The sequence below is a fragment of the Burkholderia sp. MSMB1459WGS genome, from assembly GCF_001534535.1.
In the GTDB taxonomy this organism is placed as follows: Bacteria; Pseudomonadota; Gammaproteobacteria; order Burkholderiales; family Burkholderiaceae; genus Burkholderia.
The window spans coordinates 127,732-147,237 of record NZ_LPMU01000013.1; the positions used below are offsets into that span (position 1 = coordinate 127,732).

Consider the following 19,506-nt stretch of genomic DNA (forward strand, 5'->3'; position numbering starts at 1 on the left):
CCAGAAGGAGTATTCCCATGTTGAAAGGCAACCTCGCCGGACTGATGAAGCAAGCGCAGCAAATGCAGGAAAACATGAAGAAGATGCAGGAGCAGCTTGCGCTCATCGAAGTCGAAGGGCAGTCGGGCGCCGGCCTCGTCAAGGTGACGATGACGTGCCGCAACGAAGTGCGCCGCGTGTCGATCGACCCGAGCCTGCTCGCGGACGACAAGGACATGCTCGAGGATCTCGTCGCCGCCGCGTTCAACGACGCGGTGCGCAAGGCCGAAGCAACGTCGCAGGAAAAGATGAGCGGGATGACGTCGGGCCTGCCGCTGCCCCCGGGCTTCAAGCTGCCGTTCTGAGCGCAGCGTCCTTGTCACTGTTTGCCGCCGTATGAAACAGCCGTCCGCCTTGTCCGCGCTCGTCGAAGCGTTGCGCGTGCTGCCCGGCGTCGGGCCGAAATCCGCGCAGCGCATGGCGGTTCACCTGATGCAGCACGACCGTGAGGGTGCCGAGCGGCTCGGCCGCTCGCTGCTGTTCGCGACCGAGCACCTGCAGCACTGCGAGAAGTGCAACACGTTCACCGAAGCGCGGATCTGCGAGGTCTGCAGCGACGAGGAGCGCGATCCGACGCTGCTGTGCGTCGTCGAGACGCCTGCCGACCAGATCATGCTGGAGCAGACGATGACCTACCGCGGGCTGTATTTCGTGCTGATGGGGCGACTGAGCCCGCTCGACGGAATCGGCCCGAAGGAAATCCATTTCGACCGCCTCGTGCGGCGCGCGTCCGACGGCGTCGTCAAGGAGGTCGTGCTCGCGACCAACTTCACGAACGAAGGCGAAGCCACCGCCCACTACCTCGGCCAGACGCTCAAGGCGCGCGGGCTGGCGGTTACGCGCCTCGCGCGCGGCGTGCCGGTGGGCGGCGAGCTCGAGTACGTCGACGCGGGCACCATCGCCCGCGCGATGCTCGACCGCCGCACGATGTAAGCCGGGCGCCGCCTGCCGTCGGCGCCGTTCCTCATGCCAGGGAGACACATGAGCGTCAGCCAGGGCCCGCTCGCGGGCGTCAAAGTGCTCGAATTCGGAACGCTGATCGCGGGGCCGTTCGCGTCGCGGCTGTTCGCCGAATTCGGCGCGGAAGTGATCAAGATCGAGGATCCGAACGGCGGCGACCCGCTGCGCAAGTGGCGCAAACTCCATCCGGAGCAGGGCGGCACGTCGCTGTGGTGGTCCGTCCAGGCGCGCAACAAGAAATCGGTCACGCTCAATCTGAAAGCCGACGCCGGCAAGGCGATTGCGCGGCAGCTCGCGAGCGAGGCCGACATCGTGATCGAGAACTTCCGTCCGGGCCTGCTCGAAAAGCTCGGGCTCGGCTACGACGTGCTGTCGGCCGACAATCCGGGCCTCGTGATGGTGCGCCTGTCCGGCTACGGGCAGACGGGCCCGTACCGCGACCGGCCCGGCTTCGGCGCGATCGCCGAATCGATGGGCGGGCTGCGCCACATCACCGGCTATCCGGATCTGCCGCCGCCGCGCATCGGCATCTCGATCGGCGATTCGATCGCCGCGCTGCACGGCGTGATCGGCGCGCTGATGGCGCTCCATCACCGCAAGGTCAACGGCGGCGCGGGGCAGGTGGTCGACGTTGCACTGTATGAAGCCGTCTTCAACATGATGGAAAGCGTGGTGCCCGAGTACGGCGTGTACGGGATGGTGCGCGAGCGCACCGGCGCATCGCTGCCGGGCATCGTGCCGTCGAATACGTATGCATGCCGCGACGGCAGCATCGTGATCGGCGGCAACAGCGATCCGATCTTCAAGCGGCTGATGAAGGCGATCGAGCGCGACGACCTCGCCGACGATCCCGCGCTCGCGCAAAACGACGGGCGGGTGCCGCGCACGCAGGAAATCGACGACGCGATCGCCGCGTGGCTCGCGCCGCGCATGATCGACGAGGCGCTCGCCGTGCTCAACGCGGCCGACGTGCCGGCCGGGCGCATCTACAGCGCCGCCGACATGTTCACCGATCCGCAGTTCGTCGCGCGCCAGATGATCCAGCATTTCAAGCTGGCCGACGGCACCGACATTCCGCTGCCGAACATCACGCCGAAGCTGTCCGACACGCCGGGCGAAACGCGCTGGCTCGGGCCCGCGCTCGGCGAGCATACCGACGAGGTGCTGCGCGGCCTCGGCTACGACGCGCAGGCGATTGCCGCACTGCGCGAGGCGGGCGCGATCTGAGCGCACCCGGCCTGGCGCTTCGCGCCGGGCTTCTCGGCGATGGTATCCCGAGGAGATTTTCTCCGCGCGGAAAAGCGGGCGGCCCGGCGTTTTCCCCGGTGTGCAGAACGCCGCCGCGCAGTGCGGCGGCGCATCGCGTGCCCATGCGTATACCCGCCCGTCCACGGTGGCCGGACTGTCGCTCTCGCGCCATCTTTCCTCGGTTACAATCGCCGGATGCGAATCCTACTCAGCAACGACGACGGCTATCTCGCCCCCGGTCTCGCCGCGCTCAGCGAAGCGTTGCAGCCGCTGGCCGAGCTTACGGTGATCGCGCCCGAGCAGAACTGCAGCGGCGCGTCGAATTCCCTCACGTTGTCGCGGCCGCTGTCGGTGCAGCGCGCAGCGGGTACGGGTTTCTTCTACGTGAACGGCACGCCGACCGATTCGGTGCACGTCGCGCTGACCGGGATGGCCGATGCGAGGCCGGATATCGTCGTGTCGGGCATCAACAACGGCCAGAACATGGGCGAAGACACGCTCTATTCGGGGACAGTTGCAGCCGCCACCGAAGGCATCATGTTCGGTGTGCCGGCGATCGCGTTCTCGCTGGTCGACAAGGGCTGGGCCCACCTGGCCGACGCCGCGCGCGTCGCCGCGGAAATCGTCGCGCACTACCTCGCGCACCCGCTGCCCGGCCAGCCGCTGCTGAACGTCAATATTCCGAACCTGCCGTACGACCAACTGAAGGGCTGGCAAGTCACGCGCCTCGGCAAGCGTCATCCGTCGCAGCCGGTGATTCGCCAGACCGACCCGCGCGGCGAGCCGATTTACTGGATCGGTGCCGCGGGCGAGGCGCTCGACGCCAGCGAGGGCACCGATTTCCATGCCGTCGCAAACGGATTCGTGTCGATCACGCCGCTGCAGCTCGATCTCACGCATACGCAGATGCTGCCCGCGACGCGCGAATGGGCGCGCGCCGGAGGGCGGGCTTCATGAGCGGCGAGCGCGCGAAGCGGTTCCCGCTCGCGCTCGAAGATCTCAAGCGAGCGCCACGCAAGTCGGAAGGTCGGGCCGGTGAACGCCAGGCGGCGGGCGCGATGTCGAAGGCCGCCGACAAACCCGCGGCCGTGCTGAAACCCGTTGCGGTGAAGCCGGCCGGCGTGCGGGCGCCGCTGCCGGGTGTCGCCGCCGCGAAGCCGGCGACCGCACCGAAGCCGACCGTGCTGAAGCCGGCGCTGCCGAAGCCGGCGGCGCCGAGCGTCGCGCCGGCCGGCGCGTTCGCGCTCACGTCGGAACGTGTGCGCGAGCGGATGGTCGAACGCCTGCGCGCGAACGGCGTGACCGATGCGCGCGTGCTGGACGCGATGGCAGCGGTGCCGCGCCACATGTTCGTGGATCCCGGCCTCGCGACGCAGGCCTACGAGGATTCGGCGTTGCCGATCGGCCACCAGCAGACCATTTCAAAGCCGTCGGTCGTCGCGCGCATGATCGAGCTCGCGATGGCCGGCCGCACGCTCGAGCGCGTGCTCGAGATCGGCACCGGTTGCGGCTATCAGGCCGCCGTGCTGAGCCACGTGGCACGCGACGTGTATTCGATTGAACGCATCAAGCCGCTTTACGAGCGCGCGAAGCTGAACCTGCGGCCGCTGCGCGTGCCGAACATCCGTCTGCACTACGGCGACGGGCGTGTCGGCCTGCCGTCCGCGGCCCCGTTCGACGCGATCGTGATCGCGGCTGCGGGGCTCGACGTGCCGCAGGCGCTGCTCGAGCAGCTCGCGATCGGCGGGCGGCTCGTCGCGCCGGTCGGCGCACAGAGCGGGCAGCACCAGGTGCTCACGCTCGTCGAGCGCGTCGCGCACGCGCAATGGCGAGAGTCCCGGCTTGATCGCGTTTTCTTTGTCCCTTTAAAATCCGGAGTGATTTGAAACCGATGAGTATGTTGCGCGCGATGCAAAACAACCGATCCAGGGAACCGCTCACGCTCGCCCAGCGCGCGATCTGTGTGGCTGCGTTCTCCACGCTACTGGCCGCCTGTGCGACGCGGCTCGACAACGCGCCCGTCGTCGACCGCTCCGGGTCGCTCGGCACGACCGCCGCCGCACAGCCCGCGGTGCCGCTCGGCCCGCCGCCGCCGGGCTTCTATCGCGTGAAGCCGGGTGACACGCTGTACCGGATTGCGCTCGAGAACGGGCAGAACTATCGCGACATCGCGTCGTGGAACAATCTGGCGAACCCGAACCAGATCGAAGTCGATCAGTTGCTGCGCGTGGCGCCGCCAGGCGGCGCCACGGTCGCGGGCGTACCGGCTGCGGGCGCGCCGGCCACCGCGCCGATCGCCGGTGGCACGGTCGCGACCGCACCGCTGAGCAGCGGTCCGGCCACGCCGGCCGCGGGCACGTCGTCCGCACTCGCCGCCACGCCGCCGGCTGCGGCCACTGGCTCGAGCGATACGGCGGCCGCGCCGAGCGGCCCCGTGACGTTCGCATGGCCCGCGCGCGGCCCCGTGCTGAACGGGTTCGACGATGCGAAGAACAAGGGAGTCAATATCGGCGGGACGGCCGGCGAGGCCGTGAAGGCGGCGGCAGACGGCCGCGTCGTTTACTCCGGCAACGGTCTGCGCGGCTACGGCAACCTCATTATCATCAAACACGATGCAACTTACCTCACGGCGTATGCACACAATCGCGCTTTGATGGTAAAAGAGGGGGACGCGGTAACGAAGGGGCAGAAGATCGCCGAGATGGGTAACAGCGATGCCGACCGCGTGATGCTGCATTTCGAGGTTCGCCGGCAGGGTAAGCCTGTCGATCCGCTGAAGTATTTGCCGCCTCAATAACCGAGACGACCATGCCGAAATCGAAGCGCCACGAGCCGCAAGCCGAGTCTGAGAAGATCAGTCGTGCCACGCAAGCATCGGTGGGGCGAGTAGCTGCTTCGACGGACGACGAAGATGACGTCGCGGAAAACGAACGTGATCTCGATGTACGCGACGGCGAAGCGGACGGTGGCGACGACGAGCGCGAAGGCCGCCCGGAAGTAGCGCCCGACGTCGACGATTTCCGCACGCTGCTGCAGGCCGAGCTCACGGCCGATACGATCCAGCATTACCTGAACCGTATCAGCGTGAAGCCGTTGCTGACCGTCGAGGAAGAGCAGCGCTATTCGCGCCTCGCGAAGGCCGGCGAATTCGAGGCGCGGCAGGTGATGATCGAGCGCAACCTGCGTCTCGTCGTGAGTATCGCGAAGGGGTATCTGAACCGCGGCGTGCCGCTGCTCGACCTGATCGAGGAAGGCAATCTCGGCCTCATGCACGCGATCGAGAAATTCGACCCGACGCGCGGTTTCCGTTTCTCGACCTACGCGACGTGGTGGATCCGGCAGAGCATCGAGCGGGCGATCATGAACCAGGCGCGCACGGTGCGCCTGCCCGTGCACGTGATCCGCGAACTGAATCAGGTGCTGCGCGCGAAGCGCCACCTCGAAAAGAATTCGATGTCGACGGGCGAGGCGGCCGAGCGCCGCGAAGCCAGCATCGACGACATCGCTTATCTCACCGGCAAGACCGCCGAGGAAGTCACCGATATCCTCGCACTCAACGAACACACGGCGTCGCTCGACGCGCCGCTCGACCTCGATCCCGCGAGCAGCCTGCTCGACCTGCTGCCCGACGACCAGAGCCAGTCGCCCGACGCGGAGGTGCAGCACCGCGAGCTCGAAACGTTGACGCGTGCATGGCTGTCACGGCTGTCCGACAAGCACCGGCACGTGATCGAGCGCCGCTTCGGGCTGAACCACATCGAACCGGCGACGCTCGAGGAGCTGGCCGACGAGATGGGGCTCACGCGCGAGCGCGTGCGGCAGATCCAGCAGGAAGCGCTGGTGCGCCTCAAGCGGTTCTTCGCCTCCAACGGCGTGCGCAAGGACGCCGTTCTGTAACCGATGACTCCGATTCTTGTTTTTGACATCGAGACGATTCCCGATGTCGACGGCATTCGCCGTCTGGAAGACCTGCCCGCGACGCTCGACGATGCTGCGGTGGCCGAACACGCATTCGCCGCACGTCGCGAGAAGACCGGCAGCGATTTCCTGCCGCACCACCTGCAGCGGATCGCGGCGATCTCGTGCGTGTTCCGCGACAACAACGGTTTTCGCGTGCGCTCCCTCGGGACGCCGCAGGACAACGAAGCCACGCTGATCCAGTCGTTCTACCGCGTGATCGAGAAATACACGCCGCAGCTCGTATCGTGGAACGGCGGCGGTTTCGATCTGCCGGTCCTCCATTACCGCGCGCTCGTGCACGGCATTCCCGCCACCCGCTACTGGGATCTCGGCGAGGACGACCGCGAATTCAAGTGGAACAACTACATCTCGCGCTATCACTCGCGGCATACCGACCTGATGGATGTGCTCGCGATGTATCAGGCGCGCGCCAACGCGCCGCTCGATGCGCTCGCGAAGCTGTGCGGCTTTCCGGGCAAGCTCGGGATGGACGGCAGCCAGGTATGGCCGGCGTTCCAGGACGGGCGGATCGACGAAATCCGCAACTATTGCGAAACCGACGTCGTCAACACCTACCTGCTGTATTGCCGGTTCCAGTTGATGCGCGGCGGCCTGACGCCGAGCGAGTACGCGGACGAGATCCTGCTCGTGAAGAACGCGCTTGCGCAGGAACCGGCCGCGCACTGGGTCGAATACCTGGCGGGTTTCGACGCGTAGCGCGGGCGGCTCATGCCCGCAATCGGTGCGATCAGGCCAGTTCGAGCAGCACCGGCTGGTGATCGGACGCGCGTACGTCGCCGTCGATCTCGCAGCCGATGACGCGCGGCAACAGTGTGTCGGTCACGAACACGAAATCGCACGCGAGTGGCCCGTCCGACCATTGCGCCGTATCGTAGACGCCGGCCGTCGGCGGCGGCGTACGACCGGGATGCCGTGCGACCCACGCGTCGACGAAACCCGGCGCGTCGGCGATCGGCTCCAGGAAGCGCCGGTACGCCTCGCCGTCGAAGGCGCTGTTGAAATCGCCGCAGACGATCGCATCGCGCGGTTGCCCGGTCGCGCTGAATGGCCCCTCGGCGGTTTCGGCGGGGGCGGGCTGGTTCGCGTGCGCGCAAGCCTCGCGATGCCGGTCGCGCAACGCATCGACCTGTGCAAGCCGCTGGCGCGCCGAGTAATACTCCAGATGCGTGGTGACCACGCGCAACGGCCCGAAGGGCGCGTGTAATTCGATATCGAGCGCGACGCGCGGCATCGACGGCGCGCCGGCGTCGGCCGGCCACGGCAGCGATCGGCGCAGCACGCGCCCAACCGGCAGTCGCGTCGCGATCGCATTGCCGAACTGGCGGCGCGGTGCGTCCGGCCGGACGGCCGGCAGGTCCGCGCCGATGGCGTCGACGATCGTATAGCCGGGCAGCAGCGCCGCGAGTTCGGCGAACTGGTCGGTGCGTGGCCGGCCGGGCAGTGCGTCGAAGCCGCGCGTGACTTCCTGCAGGCACAGCACGTCGAAATCGCCGAGCTGGCGGATGGCCGAGACGGTACGGGAAAGATCGACGACGCCGTCCGCGTCCCGACCCCATTGGATGTTCCAGTCGATCAATCGCATGGTCGAATCTCCTGTTGGGCGGAATGTCGGGGCTTGGGCGTTGCCCCGGCCGGTTTGCGGCTCCGCTCGCCGCACGTGCATCCCGAAGCCGCATTGCATGGCGGCGCGGGCGCACCACAGGGCTGTCTGTGCGCAAGTTCGACGCCTGCCTCATCCAAAGCACGCGACGGGGGCTTTCGTCGTCTACAATCTCGCCTTCTTCAACGTTTGTCAGGAAAAGCTGGTGTCCGAAGCCGTCCCCACTTCTGCGCGCAAATCGAAAAACGCGCCCGTCGCGCCCGGGCCTGCCCCGGTTCTCGAGATCGAATCGCTCGACATGGAAGCGCGCGGTGTCGGCCGCACGATGACCGAGGACGGTCAGCCGGGCAAGGTGATCTTCGTCGAAGGCGCGCTGCCGGGCGAGCGCGTGACCTATTCGAGCTATCGCCGCAAGCCGAGCTACGAGCAGGCGACGGTAGTCGACATTCTGCGCCCGAGCGTGATGCGCACGCAGCCGAAGTGCAAATTCTTCGGCACCTGCGGCGGCTGCTCGATGCAGCATCTCGACATGCGCGCGCAGGTGGCGGTCAAGCAGCGCGTGCTCGAAGACAATTTGTGGCATCTGGCGAAGCTGCGTGCGGAAACGATGTTCGCGCCGATCCACGGTCCGTCGTGGGGCTATCGTTACCGTGCGCGCCTGACCGTGCGCAACGTGGCGAAGAAGGGCGGTGTGCTGGTCGGCTTCCACGAGAAGAAGAGCAGCTACGTCGCCGACATGACGAGCTGCGAAGTGCTGCCGCCGCACGTGTCGGCAATGCTCGTGCCGCTGCGCCGGCTCGTCGAAGGGCTGTCGATTCGCGACCGGATGCCGCAGATCGAACTCGCGGTCGGCTCGGCAGTCACTGCACTCGTGCTGCGCGTGCTGGAGCCGATCAACGCGGACGACGAAGCGCTGCTGCGCGCGTTCGCGGACGAGCACCACGTGCAGTTCTGGCTGCAGCCGAAGGGCCCCGACACGGTGACGCCGTTCTATCCGCTCGACGTCTCGCTCGATTACACGTTGCCGGAATTCGGCATCCGCATGCCGTTCAAGCCGACCGACTTCACGCAGGTGAACCATCAGATCAACCGCGTGCTGGTGGGGCGGGCGCTGCGCCTGCTCGCGCCGTCGCGCGACGATCGCGTGCTCGACCTGTTCTGCGGGATCGGCAACTTCACGCTGCCGCTCGCGCGGCTGTCGCGCGAAGTGATGGGTATCGAGGGCAGCGACACGCTGACCACGCGCGCGCTGGCGAATGCACGCGAGAACGGTGTCGACGGCCACACGACGTTCGCATGCCGGAACCTGTTCGAAGTGACGGGCGACGACCTCCGCGCACTCGGCGCATTCGACAAGTTCCTGATCGACCCGCCGCGCGAAGGCGCGCTCGCGGTGTCGAAGGCGCTGGCCGAGATCGCGCAGAGTGGCGCAGGCCCGCTGCCGAAGCGCATCGTCTATGTGTCGTGCAATCCGTCGACGCTCGCGCGCGATGCGGGCCTGCTCGTGCACGAGGCCGGTTACCGGCTGAAGGGTGCCGGGGTCGTGAACATGTTCCCGAATACGTCGCACGTCGAATCGATCGCGCTGTTCGAGCGCGACTGAGCCGGGCGGCGGACGTAAAAAAAACCGGCCCGCGGGCCGGTTTTTTCATGGTGCGCCGCGAACGTCAGTTGCGGTTGCCGCCGAAGATGCCGAGCAGCGCGAGCAGGTTCGTGAACACGTTGTACAGGTCGAGGTAGATCGCGAGCGTGGCCGAGATGTAGTTCGTCTCGCCGCCGTTCACGACGCGCTGGACGTCGAACAGCATGTAGGCCGAGAAGATCGCGATCGCGAGCACCGACACGGTGAGCATCAGCGCCGGCAGTTGCAGGAAGATGTTCGCGACCGAGGCGAGCAGGATCACGATCACGCCCATGAACAGCCACTTGCCGAGCCCGGAGAAGTCGCGCTTGCTGACGGTGGCGATCGTCGCCATCGCGGCGAAGATGATGCCGGTGCCGCCGAACGCGAGCATGATCAGCGACGGGCCGTTCGAGAAGCCGAGGATGAAGCTCAGCAGCCGCGACAGCATCAGGCCCATGAAGAACGTGAAGCCGAGCAGCACGAACACGCCGGCCGCGCTGTTCTTGGTCCGCTCGATCGCGAACATGAAGCCGAACGCGATCGCGAAGAACGCGAGCAGGCTCATCATCGGGCTCGTGGCCGCGAACAGCGAGAAGCCCGTCGCGACGCCGACCCAGGCGCCCAGCACGGTCGGCACCATCGACAGCGCGAGCAGCCAGTACGTGTTCCGCAATACGCGGTTGCGAACCGCGGCGGTGCTGACGGAGTCGCCGCGGCCGAAATTGTACGGATAGTCGTTCATGGTTTCTCCTAACATTGAACGCGTGGGCGTCCGGGGCCGGTTCGGCGCGCGCGATGTGCGGCGCAGCAAACCGGGGCAGCTATGGCTAAGATACGTTCCGTGCCGCGAGGTTTCAATGGATCGGCGGCACAAAACATATGGATTCTGAACCTTTCATTCGTGTAAGGGTTCAATCGCAATGATACACGGGATCGTGCTACAATAGCGGATTCATTTGAACCTGTAACTTCTTAATTTTTTGGAGTTTTTATGGCAATCGAGCGCACCCTGTCGATCATCAAGCCGGATGCGGTGGCAAAGAACGTGATCGGCCAGATCTACAGCCGTTTCGAAGGCGCCGGCCTGAAGATCGTCGCAGCGCGCATGGCGCACCTGTCGCGTGCCGACGCAGAGAAGTTCTACGCAGTTCACGCAGCACGTCCGTTCTTCAAGGATCTCGTCGATTTCATGATCTCGGGCCCGGTGATGATCCAGGTTCTGGAAGGTGAAGGCGCGATCCTGAAGAACCGCGACCTGATGGGCGCAACGGATCCGAAGAAGGCGGAAAAGGGCACGATCCGCGCCGACTTCGCCGACAGCATCGACGCGAACGCCGTGCACGGCTCGGACGCTGCGGAAACGGCAGCGGTCGAAATTGCGTTCTTCTTCCCGGAAATGAACGTTTACTCGCGTTAAGCCCTGGCTGACAGCAAGTAGGCAGGATTCAGCGCACGCGGCAAGGCAGCACATCATGACGAGCGAAACTTCCGTCAATCTTCTCGACTTCGACGCCGAGGGTCTTGTCGCGTACTGCGGCAGCCTGGGCGAGAAGCCGTTCCGCGCCAAGCAGTTGCAGCGCTGGATCCACCAGTACAACGCCGGCGATTTCGACGGCATGACCGATCTCGCGAAGTCCCTGAGGGAGAAGCTCAAGGGCCGCGCATCGATCGTGATGCCGGACATCGTCAGCGATCACGTTTCCACCGACGGCACGCGCAAGTGGCTGATCGACGTCGGAAACGGCAATGCGGTCGAAACCGTGTTCATCCCGGAAGAGACGCGCGGCACGCTGTGCGTGTCGTCGCAGGCCGGGTGCGCGGTGAACTGCCGCTTCTGTTCGACGGGCAAGCAGGGCTTCTCCCGCAACCTGTCGACAGCCGAAATCATCGGCCAGCTCCGGATGGCCGAATTTGCATTGCGAGCGTCGCTAGGCCGCGCGCCCGGTCCGAACGGCAAGGCCGAACGGGTCGTTACCAACGTGGTGATGATGGGCATGGGCGAGCCGCTCCTGAATTACAGCGCGGTCGTGCCCGCGATGCGGTTGATGCTCGATGACAACGCATACGGCCTGTCGCGCCGTCGCGTCACGCTGTCGACGTCCGGCGTGGTGCCGATGATGGACCGCCTCGGCGCCGAGTTGCCGGTCGCGCTGGCCGTTTCGCTGCATGCGCCGAACGATGCGCTGCGCGACGAGCTGGTGCCGCTCAACAAGAAGTATCCGCTTCGCGAGCTGATGGCTGCGTGCCAGCGCTATCTGCAAGTCGCGCCGCGCGACTTCATCACGTTCGAATACTGCATGCTCGACGGCGTCAACGACACCGAAGCGCATGCGCGCGAACTGCTGGCCGTCACGCGCGACGTGCCGTGCAAGTTCAACTTGATCCCGTTCAATCCGTTTCCGGAGTCGGGCCTCATCCGCTCGAAGCCGGAGCAGATCAAGCGCTTCGCGCAGGTCCTCATCGACGCGGGTGTCGTCACGACCGTGCGCAAGACGCGCGGCGACGACATCGACGCCGCGTGCGGGCAACTGGCCGGCGCGGTGAAGGATCGTACGCGCCTTGCGGAACGAACGGGCGCAGCAGGAAAAATCATCGAAGTTCGGGCAGTTTGACGGGGGCGCCTGGCCGGGGTGCCCGAACCCTTTGGCGGTGCAACACGCGAATAGCGATCGGTCGCGGCGCCTCGGCGCCGCGCATGGTATGAACCGTTGCGGATGCCGGCCGGCGGGAGCCGGCGGCAGCCGCCAGTGAAGAAGAATCGACGCGAGGACAAGGATGAGTGAGCCGCAGCCGTCTAACGGCGCAGAGACGAATGCCGCGAAGCCGGCACCGGCGGGACTGGAATCGCTGGCGGCGGTCGGCAGCCGGCTGGCGCAGCTTCGGGAGGCGAAGGGCTGGTCGGTCGACGACGTGTCGGCGCGACTCAAGGTCGCACCGCAAAAGCTCCGGGCGCTCGAGGCCGGCGACATCAGCCATTTGCCCGGCGTGACGTTCGCGCTCGGGGTCGTGCGCAGCTACGCGAAGATGCTCGGCGTCGATCCGGAGCCGTTCGCGCAGGCATTGCGCCGCGAGCGCGGGGTGCCGGAAGTCGACCTGTCGATGCCTGCGTCGTCGGGCACGGATCTGCCGCGCGGCCGCGTGTCGATTCCGCTGGGCGGCTCGTCGCGCCACCATCCGTGGCTGTGGGGAACGGGGATCGTCATCGTCGCGGTGGTCGCCGTACTGATGTGGCACACTGGCGGCGATTCGTCGAGTCTGCTCGCACGCTTGAAGGGCGGCGACGCCGAGCATGCGTCGGCCGCGAGCGCGGCGGCGGCATCGTCGTCTGCCGAAGAAGCGGCCGCGACCGGCGCGTCGGCGGCGGTGGCGAATGAGGTTCCGGCCCCGGCTGCCGCATCGGCATCGGCTGCCCCGGCGCAGCCGATTGCGTCGGCTGTTCCGGCGCCTGCGGCCCCGGTCGCGACGGCTGCCGCATCGCAGCCGGTGGCGGCAACGGCGGCGGCAAGCACGGCCGCGCCGGCCCAGCCGGCGAGCGTCGTGGTGGCGGCAGGCCAGTCGATGGTCGAACTGAAGGTCAAGCAGGATTGCTGGTTCAGCGTGCGCGACAAGAACGGCAAGGAGCTGTTCTCGGCGCTGGTGCGTGCCGGCGAAACGAAGCAGGTTGCCGGTGACGGGCCGTTCAAGGTCACGATCGGCAACAAGGCCGGTCTCGACGCGGTTGCGTTCGACGGAAAACCGGTCGATCCGGCAAAATATTCGGCAGCGCGGGGTAACGTGGCGCGGTTCACGTTGCCCTGACGTCAAGCGCCGTGGCGAAGGCCTGCCGTCGATATCGGCAGGCCGTGAGGGCACGGCGCTTTTTCAATTCATGCGCCGCGTCGCGGCGCATTCCGCGTAAATGGATCTATCGATGCAATCCGAAGCTCAATCCCCACGCAGCAGTCAGATTTGTTCAACCGAACCGGTGTTCGGCGGGCATCAGCCGCGCCGTGTATCGCATGCGGTGGATGTCCGCTGGGGCGGGCAACTCGTGACGATCGGCGGCGACGCGCCGGTGCGCGTGCAGTCGATGACGAATACCGACACGGCCGATGCGATCGGCACGGCGATCCAGATCAAGGAACTCGCGAACGCGGGCTCCGAACTGGTGCGCATCACGGTCAACACGCCGGAGGCCGCGGCCGCCGTGCCGGCGATTCGCGAGCAGCTCGACCGGATGGGCGTGACCGTGCCGCTCGTCGGCGATTTCCACTACAACGGCCACCTGCTGCTGCGTGACTACCCGGGCTGCGCGGAGTCGCTGTCGAAGTACCGGATCAACCCCGGTAACGTCGGTCAGGGCGCGAAGCGCGACACGCAGTTCGCGCAGATGATCGAAGCTGCGGCGAAGTACGACAAGCCGGTGCGGATCGGCGTGAACTGGGGCAGCCTCGACCAGGATCTGCTCGCACGCATGATGGACGAGAACGGTGCGCGCGCGCAGCCGTGGGACGCGCAGAGCGTGATGTACGAGGCGCTGATCCAGTCGGCGATCGGCTCGGCCGAACGCGCGGTGGAGCTTGGCCTCGGCCGCGACCGCATCGTGCTGTCGTGCAAGGTCAGCGGCGTGCAGGACCTGATCGCCGTGTACCGCGAACTCGGCCGCCGCTGCGGCTTCGCGCTGCATCTCGGGCTGACCGAGGCCGGCATGGGCTCGAAGGGAATCGTCGCGTCGACGGCGGCGCTCGGCGTGCTGCTGCAGGAAGGGATCGGCGACACGATCCGCATTTCGCTGACGCCGGAGCCGGGCGCGCCGCGCACGGGCGAAGTGATCGTCGGCCAGGAAATCCTCCAGACGATGGGCCTGCGCTCGTTCGCGCCGATGGTGATCGCATGCCCGGGCTGCGGCCGCACGACGAGCACGCTGTTCCAGGAACTCGCGATGCAGATCCAGACGTATCTGCGCGAGCAGATGCCGGTGTGGCGCAAGGAATATCCGGGCGTCGAGAAGATGAACGTCGCGGTGATGGGCTGCATCGTCAACGGCCCGGGCGAATCGAAGCACGCGAACATCGGCATCAGCCTGCCGGGTTCGGGCGAGAACCCGGCCGCGCCCGTCTTCATCGACGGCGAGAAGGTCAAGACGCTGCGCGGCGAGCGGATCGCCGAGGAATTCCAGCAGATCGTCAGCGACTACGTCGCGCGCAATTACGGCCGCACCGAGGCCCTGAACTAATTCGTCCACACACACGAACGATGACTGAACAGAAACGCAAGATCGAGAAGCTCACCGGCGTCAAAGGCATGAACGACATCCTTCCGCAGGATGCCGGCCTGTGGGAATTCTTCGAAGCTACCGTGAAATCGCTGCTGCGCGCGTACGGCTATCAGAACATCCGCACGCCGATCGTCGAGCACACGCAGCTCTTCACGCGCGGCATCGGCGAAGTCACCGACATCGTCGAGAAGGAGATGTACAGCTTTACCGACGCGCTGAACGGCGAACACCTGACGATGCGTCCGGAGAACACCGCGGCCGTCGTGCGCGCGGCGATCGAGCACAACATGCTGTACGACGGCCCGAAGCGCCTGTGGTACATCGGCCCGATGTTCCGTCACGAGCGTCCGCAGCGCGGCCGCTACCGGCAGTTCCATCAGGTCGGCGTCGAGGCGCTCGGCTTTGCGGGCCCCGATGCGGATGCCGAGATCATCATGATGTGCCAGCGCCTGTGGGACGACCTCGGGCTGACCGGCATCAAGCTCGAGATCAACTCGCTCGGTCTCGCCGAAGAGCGCGCCGCGCATCGCGTCGAACTGATCAAGTACCTCGAGCAGCACGTCGACGTGCTGGACGAAGACGCAAAGCGCCGCCTGTATACGAACCCGCTGCGCGTGCTCGACACGAAGAATCCCGCGCTGCAGGAAATCGCGCAGAACGCGCCGAAGCTGATCGACTTCCTCGGTGACGAATCGCGTGCCCACTTCGAAGGGCTGCAGCGCCTGCTGCTCGCGAACAACATTCCGTTCAAGATCAACCCGCGTCTCGTGCGCGGCCTCGATTACTACAACCTGACCGTGTTCGAATGGGTGACCGACAAGCTCGGCGCGCAGGGCACGGTTGCGGCCGGCGGCCGCTACGATCCGCTGATCGAGCAGCTCGGCGGCAAGCCGACCGCCGCGTGCGGCTGGGCGATGGGCATCGAGCGCATCCTCGAGCTGTTGAAGGAAGAGGATCTGGCGCCCGAGCAGGAAGGCGTCGACGTATATGTGGTGCATCAGGGCGAAACCGCGCGCGAACAGGCGTTCATCGCGGCCGAACGCCTGCGCGACACGGGCCTCGACGTGATCTTCCACTGCAGCGCCGACGGCGCGCCGGCGAGTTTCAAGTCGCAGATGAAGCGGGCCGATGCAAGCGGCGCCGCGTTCGCGGTGATCTTCGGCGAAGAAGAGGTCGCGAACGGCACGGTGGGCGTGAAAGCGTTGCGCGGCGCGGGTGCGGAAGGGGAAAAGAACGTTCAGCAGACCGTACCGGTCGAAAGCTTGACCGAATTCCTAATCAATGCGATGGTTGCATCCGCCGAAGACGGCGACGACTGATCGCGCTCGCATTCGCTCGACAAGAAAAGCCTGAACAGGAAGGAATCGCTCGCCGATGAGTTATCACGACGAACAAGAATCGATTGAAAATCTCAAGGCGTGGTGGGCCCGCTGGGGCAACCTCACCACGTGGATCGTGCTCGCGGCACTCGTCGTCGCGGCCGGTTTCAACGGCTGGAATTACTGGCAGCGCCGTCAGGCTGCCGAGGCGTCCGGGCTGTACGAGCAAGTCCAGAAGGCTGCCGCCGCGAACGACAAGGCAACGATGGCCCGCGCGGCTGCCGACATGGAGGACAAGTTCGGCAGCACGCCGTATGCGCAGATGACGGCGCTTGCGGCCGCGAAGACGCTGTACGCGGCCGGCGATGCGGCAGGCGCGAAGGCGCAGCTGCAATGGGCCGTCGATCACGCCAAGGACGACGAGTACAAGCAGATCGCGAAGCTGCGCCTCGCGTCGCTGCTGCTCGACGAGAAGGCGTACGATGCGGGCCTCGCGCTGCTGTCGGGTACGCCGGTCGATGCATTCAAGGGCCTCGTGGCCGATCGCCGCGGCGATCTGCTGGCCGCGCAAGGCAAGACCGACGATGCGCGCGCCGCTTACAAGCTCGCGCTCGACGGCCTGTCGAAGGACGACCAGTCCGCGCGCCAGCTGGTGCAGTTCAAGCTGGACGCGCTCGGCGGCTGAATCCCGGTCCCCTCAACCTCTTAACTCTGCTTCGCTAACCGATGAATTTGCTGAAACGTTACGCTGTGCCCGTTGCCTGCGCGGCGGCTGTCCTCGCTCTGGCGGCTTGCTCGTCGTCGAAGGACGCGCGCCGCGTGCCGACGCCGCTCACCGAGTTCAAGCCTGTCCTGGACGTGCAACAGGTCTGGAAGGCGAGCGTCGGCAAGGGCGGGCGCTACCTGTTCTCGCCGGTAGCCGTGGGCGACGCCGTCTATGCGGCGGGCGAAAACGGTTCGGTCGAGAAGATCGACGCGAAGACGGGCCAGACGCTCTGGCGCTCGAAGGTCGGTTCGGACCTGTCGGCCGGTGTCGGCAGCGATGGCAACCTGACCGCGGTCGGTGCGTTGAAGGGCGGCGTGTTCGTGCTGGGCCCGGACGGCAAGCAGCTGTGGAAGACCAGCGTGCAGGGCGAGATCTTCTCGCCGCCGCTCGTCGGTAACGGTCTCGTGATCGTCCGCACGATCGACGGCCAGGTGATCGCGTTCAACGCGCAGACGGGCGAGCAGAAGTGGGCCTACCGCAACCGTGCGGTGCCGCTGAACCTGCGCGTGTCGGCCGGCATGACGTTCGCGGGCGACGCGGCCGTGCTGGCGGGCTTCCCGGGCGGCGGGCTCGTCGCGATCAACCTGCAGACGGGCGAGCCGTTCTGGCAGACTCCGGTGTCGTTCCCCAAGGGCGTGACCGAGGTCGAGCGCATCAATGACGTCAGCGGCCCGCCGACGCTCGTGGGTGCGCAAGCCTGCGCGGTGACGTTCCAGGGTCAGCTCGGCTGCTTCGATGCGAACTCGGGCCGTCCGCTGTGGGAAAAGCCGTTCTCGAGCCGCAGCGGCCTCGCGCAGGACGATTCGGTGGTCGCCGGCGGCGACGACTGGTCGGTCGTGACCGCATACGACGCGGCCACGGGCAACCAGCTCTGGCGCAACGACAAGCTGAAGAGCCGCGACGTCGGCGTGCCGTACCTGCTCGGGCATGCGGTCGTGATGGGCGATTACAAGGGCTTCGTGCACTTCCTGTCGCGCGAGGACGGCAGCTTCATCGCGCGGATGAAGACCGACGGCAGCGCGATTACGGCGGCGCCGGTCCTCGCGGGCAATACGCTCGTCGTGCAGACGAAGGACGGCGGCCTGTACGGGTTCCGCCCGCGCTGACGCGCAGGAAACCGGCGTGGCCGTGGCGTGGCGGGCGGGTCCCGCGCGCCGCGGCCACGCGACTTGACAGCGGCCGGTGTTCCCGGCCGCTCGGTATTTGAAAGGCAGTTCGAGACGAAAGACGACGGCGCGCAACGCGCGCCGGGCGCGCGCATCCGGCGCGGCGCGAATTCGTGATATTTTCATTCAGCGCAGCCGCCCGCAGCAGCGGGCCTCCCGCTGCTGCGCTTCACCGTAGAAAACACAGATGAAACCGGTCATTGCCCTCGTTGGGCGCCCCAATGTGGGGAAATCCACGCTGTTCAACCGGCTCACGCGCTCGCGCGATGCGCTGGTCGCCGACTTGCCGGGCCTCACGCGCGATCGCCATTACGGCGAAGGGCGCGTCGGCGCGCGGCCGTACCTGGTCGTCGATACCGGCGGCTTCGAGCCCGTCGCGAAGGACGGCATCCTGCACGAAATGGCGCGCCAGACGCGGCAGGCCGTCGAGGAAGCCGACGTCGTCGTGTTCATCGTCGACGGCCGCAACGGGCTCGCGCCGCAGGACAAGTCGATCGCCGACTACCTGCGCAAGACCGGCCGGCCGATCTTCCTGGTCGTCAACAAGGCCGAGGGGATGAAGTACACGGCGGTCGCGACGGATTTCTACGAGCTCGGGCTCGGCGATCCGCGCGCGATCTCGGCCGCGCACGGCGACGGCGTGACCGACATGATCAACGAGGCGCTCGAAGTCGCGTACGCGGGCCAGCCCGAGGAAGCGGACGAGGACGATCCGTCGCGCGGCATCAAGATCGCGATCGTCGGCCGTCCGAACGTCGGCAAGTCGACGCTCGTCAACGCGTTGATCGGCGAAGACCGCGTGATCGCGTTCGACATGCCGGGCACGACGCGCGATTCGATCTACGTCGACTTCGAGCGTAACGGCAAGAAATACACGCTGATCGACACGGCCGGCCTGCGGCGCCGCGGCAAGGTGTTCGAGGCGATCGAGAAGTTCTCGGTCGTGAAGACGCTGCAGTCGATTTCCGACGCGAACGTCGTCATTCTTCTGCTGGATGCGCAGCAGGACATTTCCGACCAGGACGCGCACATCGCCGGCTTCGTCGTCGAGCAGGGCCGCGCGCTCGTGATCGGCGTCAACAAGTGGGATGGCCTCGACGACCACGCGCGCGACCGCGCGAAAGCGGATTTGACCCGCAAGCTGAAATTCCTCGACTTCGCGAAATCGCACTTCATTTCCGCCGCGAAGAAGACGGGTATCGGCGCGCTGATGCGCTCGGTCGACGACGCCTACGCGGCGGCGATGTCGAAGCTGCCGACGCCGAAGCTCACGCGCGCGCTGATCGAGGCCGTCGAATTCCAGCAGCCGCGCCGTCGCGGCCCGGTGCGTCCGAAGCTGCGCTACGCGCACCAGGGCGGCCAGAATCCGCCGATCATCGTGATTCACGGCAACGCGCTCGACGCGGTGACGGAAACCTACAAGCGCTACCTCGAAAACCGATTCCGCGAAACTTTCTCGCTGACCGGGACTCCATTGCGCATAGAGTTCCGTTCGTCGAATAACCCGTACGCGGACAAGGGCTGACGCATGTCCCGCAACGGCCAG

At 66.5% G+C, this 19,506-nt stretch carries 19 protein-coding genes; 17 read left to right on the top strand and 2 right to left on the bottom strand.

Going from position 1 to position 19,506, the window contains the following annotated elements:
• The first annotated feature begins 17 nt into the window (after positions 1 to 17).
• The 8 genes from WT97_RS06385 (at position 18) to WT97_RS06420 (ending at position 6,924) form a co-directional block, all read left to right on the top strand.
• On the top strand, positions 18 to 344 hold the full coding sequence (locus tag WT97_RS06385; protein ID WP_006482124.1) for a YbaB/EbfC family nucleoid-associated protein: 327 nt from the start codon (positions 18 to 20) through the stop codon (positions 342 to 344).
• Positions 345 to 375: 31 nt separating this feature from the next.
• Positions 376 to 972 (top strand): recombination mediator RecR, encoded by a 597-nt coding sequence (gene recR / locus WT97_RS06390; RefSeq protein ID WP_034207452.1) that lies wholly within the window; start codon positions 376 to 378, stop codon positions 970 to 972.
• Between the two features lie 48 nt (positions 973 to 1,020).
• Positions 1,021 to 2,226 (top strand): CaiB/BaiF CoA-transferase family protein, encoded by a 1,206-nt coding sequence (locus WT97_RS06395; RefSeq protein WP_060353166.1) that lies wholly within the window; start codon positions 1,021 to 1,023, stop codon positions 2,224 to 2,226.
• Positions 2,227 to 2,442: 216 nt separating this feature from the next.
• Positions 2,443 to 3,204, top strand: coding sequence for a 5'/3'-nucleotidase SurE (gene surE / locus WT97_RS06400; RefSeq protein ID WP_034207450.1), 762 nt, complete (start codon positions 2,443 to 2,445; stop codon positions 3,202 to 3,204).
• Positions 3,201 to 4,133, top strand: coding sequence for a protein-L-isoaspartate(D-aspartate) O-methyltransferase (locus tag WT97_RS06405; RefSeq protein WP_060353171.1), 933 nt, complete (start codon positions 3,201 to 3,203; stop codon positions 4,131 to 4,133). Before surE ends, WT97_RS06405 begins: the two co-directional genes overlap by 4 nt.
• Positions 4,134 to 4,138: 5 nt before the next feature.
• The gene (locus tag WT97_RS06410; RefSeq protein WP_060353167.1) at positions 4,139 to 5,044 is read left to right on the top strand and encodes a peptidoglycan DD-metalloendopeptidase family protein; all 906 of its coding nucleotides are present in this window, start codon (positions 4,139 to 4,141) and stop codon (positions 5,042 to 5,044) included.
• A gap of 11 nt (positions 5,045 to 5,055) precedes the next feature.
• Entirely contained in the window at positions 5,056 to 6,144 is a 1,089-nt protein-coding gene (gene rpoS, locus WT97_RS06415; protein WP_059504934.1) for an RNA polymerase sigma factor RpoS, read from the top strand.
• A gap of 3 nt (positions 6,145 to 6,147) precedes the next feature.
• The gene (locus tag WT97_RS06420; RefSeq protein ID WP_059504932.1) at positions 6,148 to 6,924 is read left to right on the top strand and encodes a 3'-5' exonuclease; all 777 of its coding nucleotides are present in this window, start codon (positions 6,148 to 6,150) and stop codon (positions 6,922 to 6,924) included.
• A 31-nt stretch (positions 6,925 to 6,955) separates the two neighbouring features.
• On the opposite strand, the gene WT97_RS06425 is transcribed toward WT97_RS06420, so the two are convergent.
• On the bottom strand, positions 6,956 to 7,810 hold the full coding sequence (locus WT97_RS06425) for an endonuclease/exonuclease/phosphatase family protein (protein WP_059790767.1): 855 nt from the start codon (positions 7,808 to 7,810) through the stop codon (positions 6,956 to 6,958).
• Positions 7,811 to 8,033: 223 nt separating this feature from the next.
• Here WT97_RS06425 and rlmD point away from each other — a divergent pair, with 223 nt between their 5' ends.
• Entirely contained in the window at positions 8,034 to 9,431 is a 1,398-nt protein-coding gene (gene rlmD / locus WT97_RS06430; protein WP_059504928.1) for a 23S rRNA (uracil(1939)-C(5))-methyltransferase RlmD, read from the top strand.
• A gap of 64 nt (positions 9,432 to 9,495) precedes the next feature.
• Here the strand turns inward: rlmD and WT97_RS06435 are convergent, their stop codons facing one another.
• A complete protein-coding gene (locus tag WT97_RS06435; RefSeq protein WP_059790770.1) occupies positions 9,496 to 10,194 on the bottom strand; it encodes a Bax inhibitor-1/YccA family protein in 699 nt (232 codons plus the stop codon).
• 249 nt (positions 10,195 to 10,443) lie between these two features.
• Between WT97_RS06435 and ndk the strand changes: the two genes are divergently transcribed.
• The 8 genes from ndk to der all read left to right on the top strand — a co-directional run bounded on the left by ndk (position 10,444) and on the right by der (position 19,485).
• Positions 10,444 to 10,869, top strand: a complete 426-nt coding sequence (gene ndk / locus WT97_RS06440; protein ID WP_040144283.1) for a nucleoside-diphosphate kinase — start codon at positions 10,444 to 10,446, stop codon at positions 10,867 to 10,869.
• Positions 10,870 to 10,924: 55 nt separating this feature from the next.
• Positions 10,925 to 12,064 (top strand): 23S rRNA (adenine(2503)-C(2))-methyltransferase RlmN, encoded by a 1,140-nt coding sequence (rlmN, locus tag WT97_RS06445; protein ID WP_059781063.1) that lies wholly within the window; start codon positions 10,925 to 10,927, stop codon positions 12,062 to 12,064.
• A 163-nt stretch (positions 12,065 to 12,227) separates the two neighbouring features.
• Entirely contained in the window at positions 12,228 to 13,250 is a 1,023-nt protein-coding gene (locus WT97_RS06450) for a helix-turn-helix domain-containing protein (RefSeq protein ID WP_059504924.1), read from the top strand.
• Positions 13,251 to 13,362: 112 nt separating this feature from the next.
• Positions 13,363 to 14,667 (top strand): flavodoxin-dependent (E)-4-hydroxy-3-methylbut-2-enyl-diphosphate synthase, encoded by a 1,305-nt coding sequence (gene ispG, locus WT97_RS06455; RefSeq protein WP_034207441.1) that lies wholly within the window; start codon positions 13,363 to 13,365, stop codon positions 14,665 to 14,667.
• Between the two features lie 20 nt (positions 14,668 to 14,687).
• Positions 14,688 to 16,028, top strand: coding sequence for a histidine--tRNA ligase (hisS, locus tag WT97_RS06460; RefSeq protein WP_059790772.1), 1,341 nt, complete (start codon positions 14,688 to 14,690; stop codon positions 16,026 to 16,028).
• A 55-nt stretch (positions 16,029 to 16,083) separates the two neighbouring features.
• On the top strand, positions 16,084 to 16,713 hold the full coding sequence (locus tag WT97_RS06465; RefSeq protein ID WP_059504921.1) for a tetratricopeptide repeat protein: 630 nt from the start codon (positions 16,084 to 16,086) through the stop codon (positions 16,711 to 16,713).
• 41 nt (positions 16,714 to 16,754) lie between these two features.
• Positions 16,755 to 17,900: an outer membrane protein assembly factor BamB gene (gene bamB / locus WT97_RS06470; protein WP_059504919.1), complete on the top strand. Its 1,146-nt coding sequence runs from the start codon at positions 16,755 to 16,757 to the stop codon at positions 17,898 to 17,900.
• A gap of 247 nt (positions 17,901 to 18,147) precedes the next feature.
• Positions 18,148 to 19,485, top strand: coding sequence for a ribosome biogenesis GTPase Der (gene der, locus WT97_RS06475; protein WP_052100298.1), 1,338 nt, complete (start codon positions 18,148 to 18,150; stop codon positions 19,483 to 19,485).
• Positions 19,486 to 19,506 lie beyond the last annotated feature (21 nt).

Excerpts from the sequence above, each read along its gene's own strand:
- WT97_RS06385 (WP_006482124.1), top strand. The coding sequence starts at position 18 with ATGTTGAAAGGCAACCTCGCCGGACTGATGAAGCAAGCGCAGCAAATG.
- recR (WP_034207452.1), top strand. The coding sequence starts at position 376 with ATGAAACAGCCGTCCGCCTTGTCCGCGCTCGTCGAAGCGTTGCGCGTG.
- WT97_RS06395 (WP_060353166.1), top strand. The coding sequence starts at position 1,021 with ATGAGCGTCAGCCAGGGCCCGCTCGCGGGCGTCAAAGTGCTCGAATTC.
- surE (WP_034207450.1), top strand. The coding sequence starts at position 2,443 with ATGCGAATCCTACTCAGCAACGACGACGGCTATCTCGCCCCCGGTCTC.
- WT97_RS06405 (WP_060353171.1), top strand. The coding sequence starts at position 3,201 with ATGAGCGGCGAGCGCGCGAAGCGGTTCCCGCTCGCGCTCGAAGATCTC.
- WT97_RS06410 (WP_060353167.1), top strand. The coding sequence starts at position 4,139 with ATGAGTATGTTGCGCGCGATGCAAAACAACCGATCCAGGGAACCGCTC.
- rpoS (WP_059504934.1), top strand. The coding sequence starts at position 5,056 with ATGCCGAAATCGAAGCGCCACGAGCCGCAAGCCGAGTCTGAGAAGATC.
- WT97_RS06420 (WP_059504932.1), top strand. The coding sequence starts at position 6,148 with ATGACTCCGATTCTTGTTTTTGACATCGAGACGATTCCCGATGTCGAC.
- WT97_RS06425 (WP_059790767.1), bottom strand. The coding sequence starts at position 7,810 with ATGCGATTGATCGACTGGAACATCCAATGGGGTCGGGACGCGGACGGC.
- WT97_RS06435 (WP_059790770.1), bottom strand. The coding sequence starts at position 10,194 with ATGAACGACTATCCGTACAATTTCGGCCGCGGCGACTCCGTCAGCACC.
- ndk (WP_040144283.1), top strand. The coding sequence starts at position 10,444 with ATGGCAATCGAGCGCACCCTGTCGATCATCAAGCCGGATGCGGTGGCA.
- rlmN (WP_059781063.1), top strand. The coding sequence starts at position 10,925 with ATGACGAGCGAAACTTCCGTCAATCTTCTCGACTTCGACGCCGAGGGT.
- WT97_RS06450 (WP_059504924.1), top strand. The coding sequence starts at position 12,228 with ATGAGTGAGCCGCAGCCGTCTAACGGCGCAGAGACGAATGCCGCGAAG.
- ispG (WP_034207441.1), top strand. The coding sequence starts at position 13,363 with ATGCAATCCGAAGCTCAATCCCCACGCAGCAGTCAGATTTGTTCAACC.
- hisS (WP_059790772.1), top strand. The coding sequence starts at position 14,688 with ATGACTGAACAGAAACGCAAGATCGAGAAGCTCACCGGCGTCAAAGGC.
- WT97_RS06465 (WP_059504921.1), top strand. The coding sequence starts at position 16,084 with ATGAGTTATCACGACGAACAAGAATCGATTGAAAATCTCAAGGCGTGG.
- bamB (WP_059504919.1), top strand. The coding sequence starts at position 16,755 with ATGAATTTGCTGAAACGTTACGCTGTGCCCGTTGCCTGCGCGGCGGCT.
- der (WP_052100298.1), top strand. The coding sequence starts at position 18,148 with ATGAAACCGGTCATTGCCCTCGTTGGGCGCCCCAATGTGGGGAAATCC.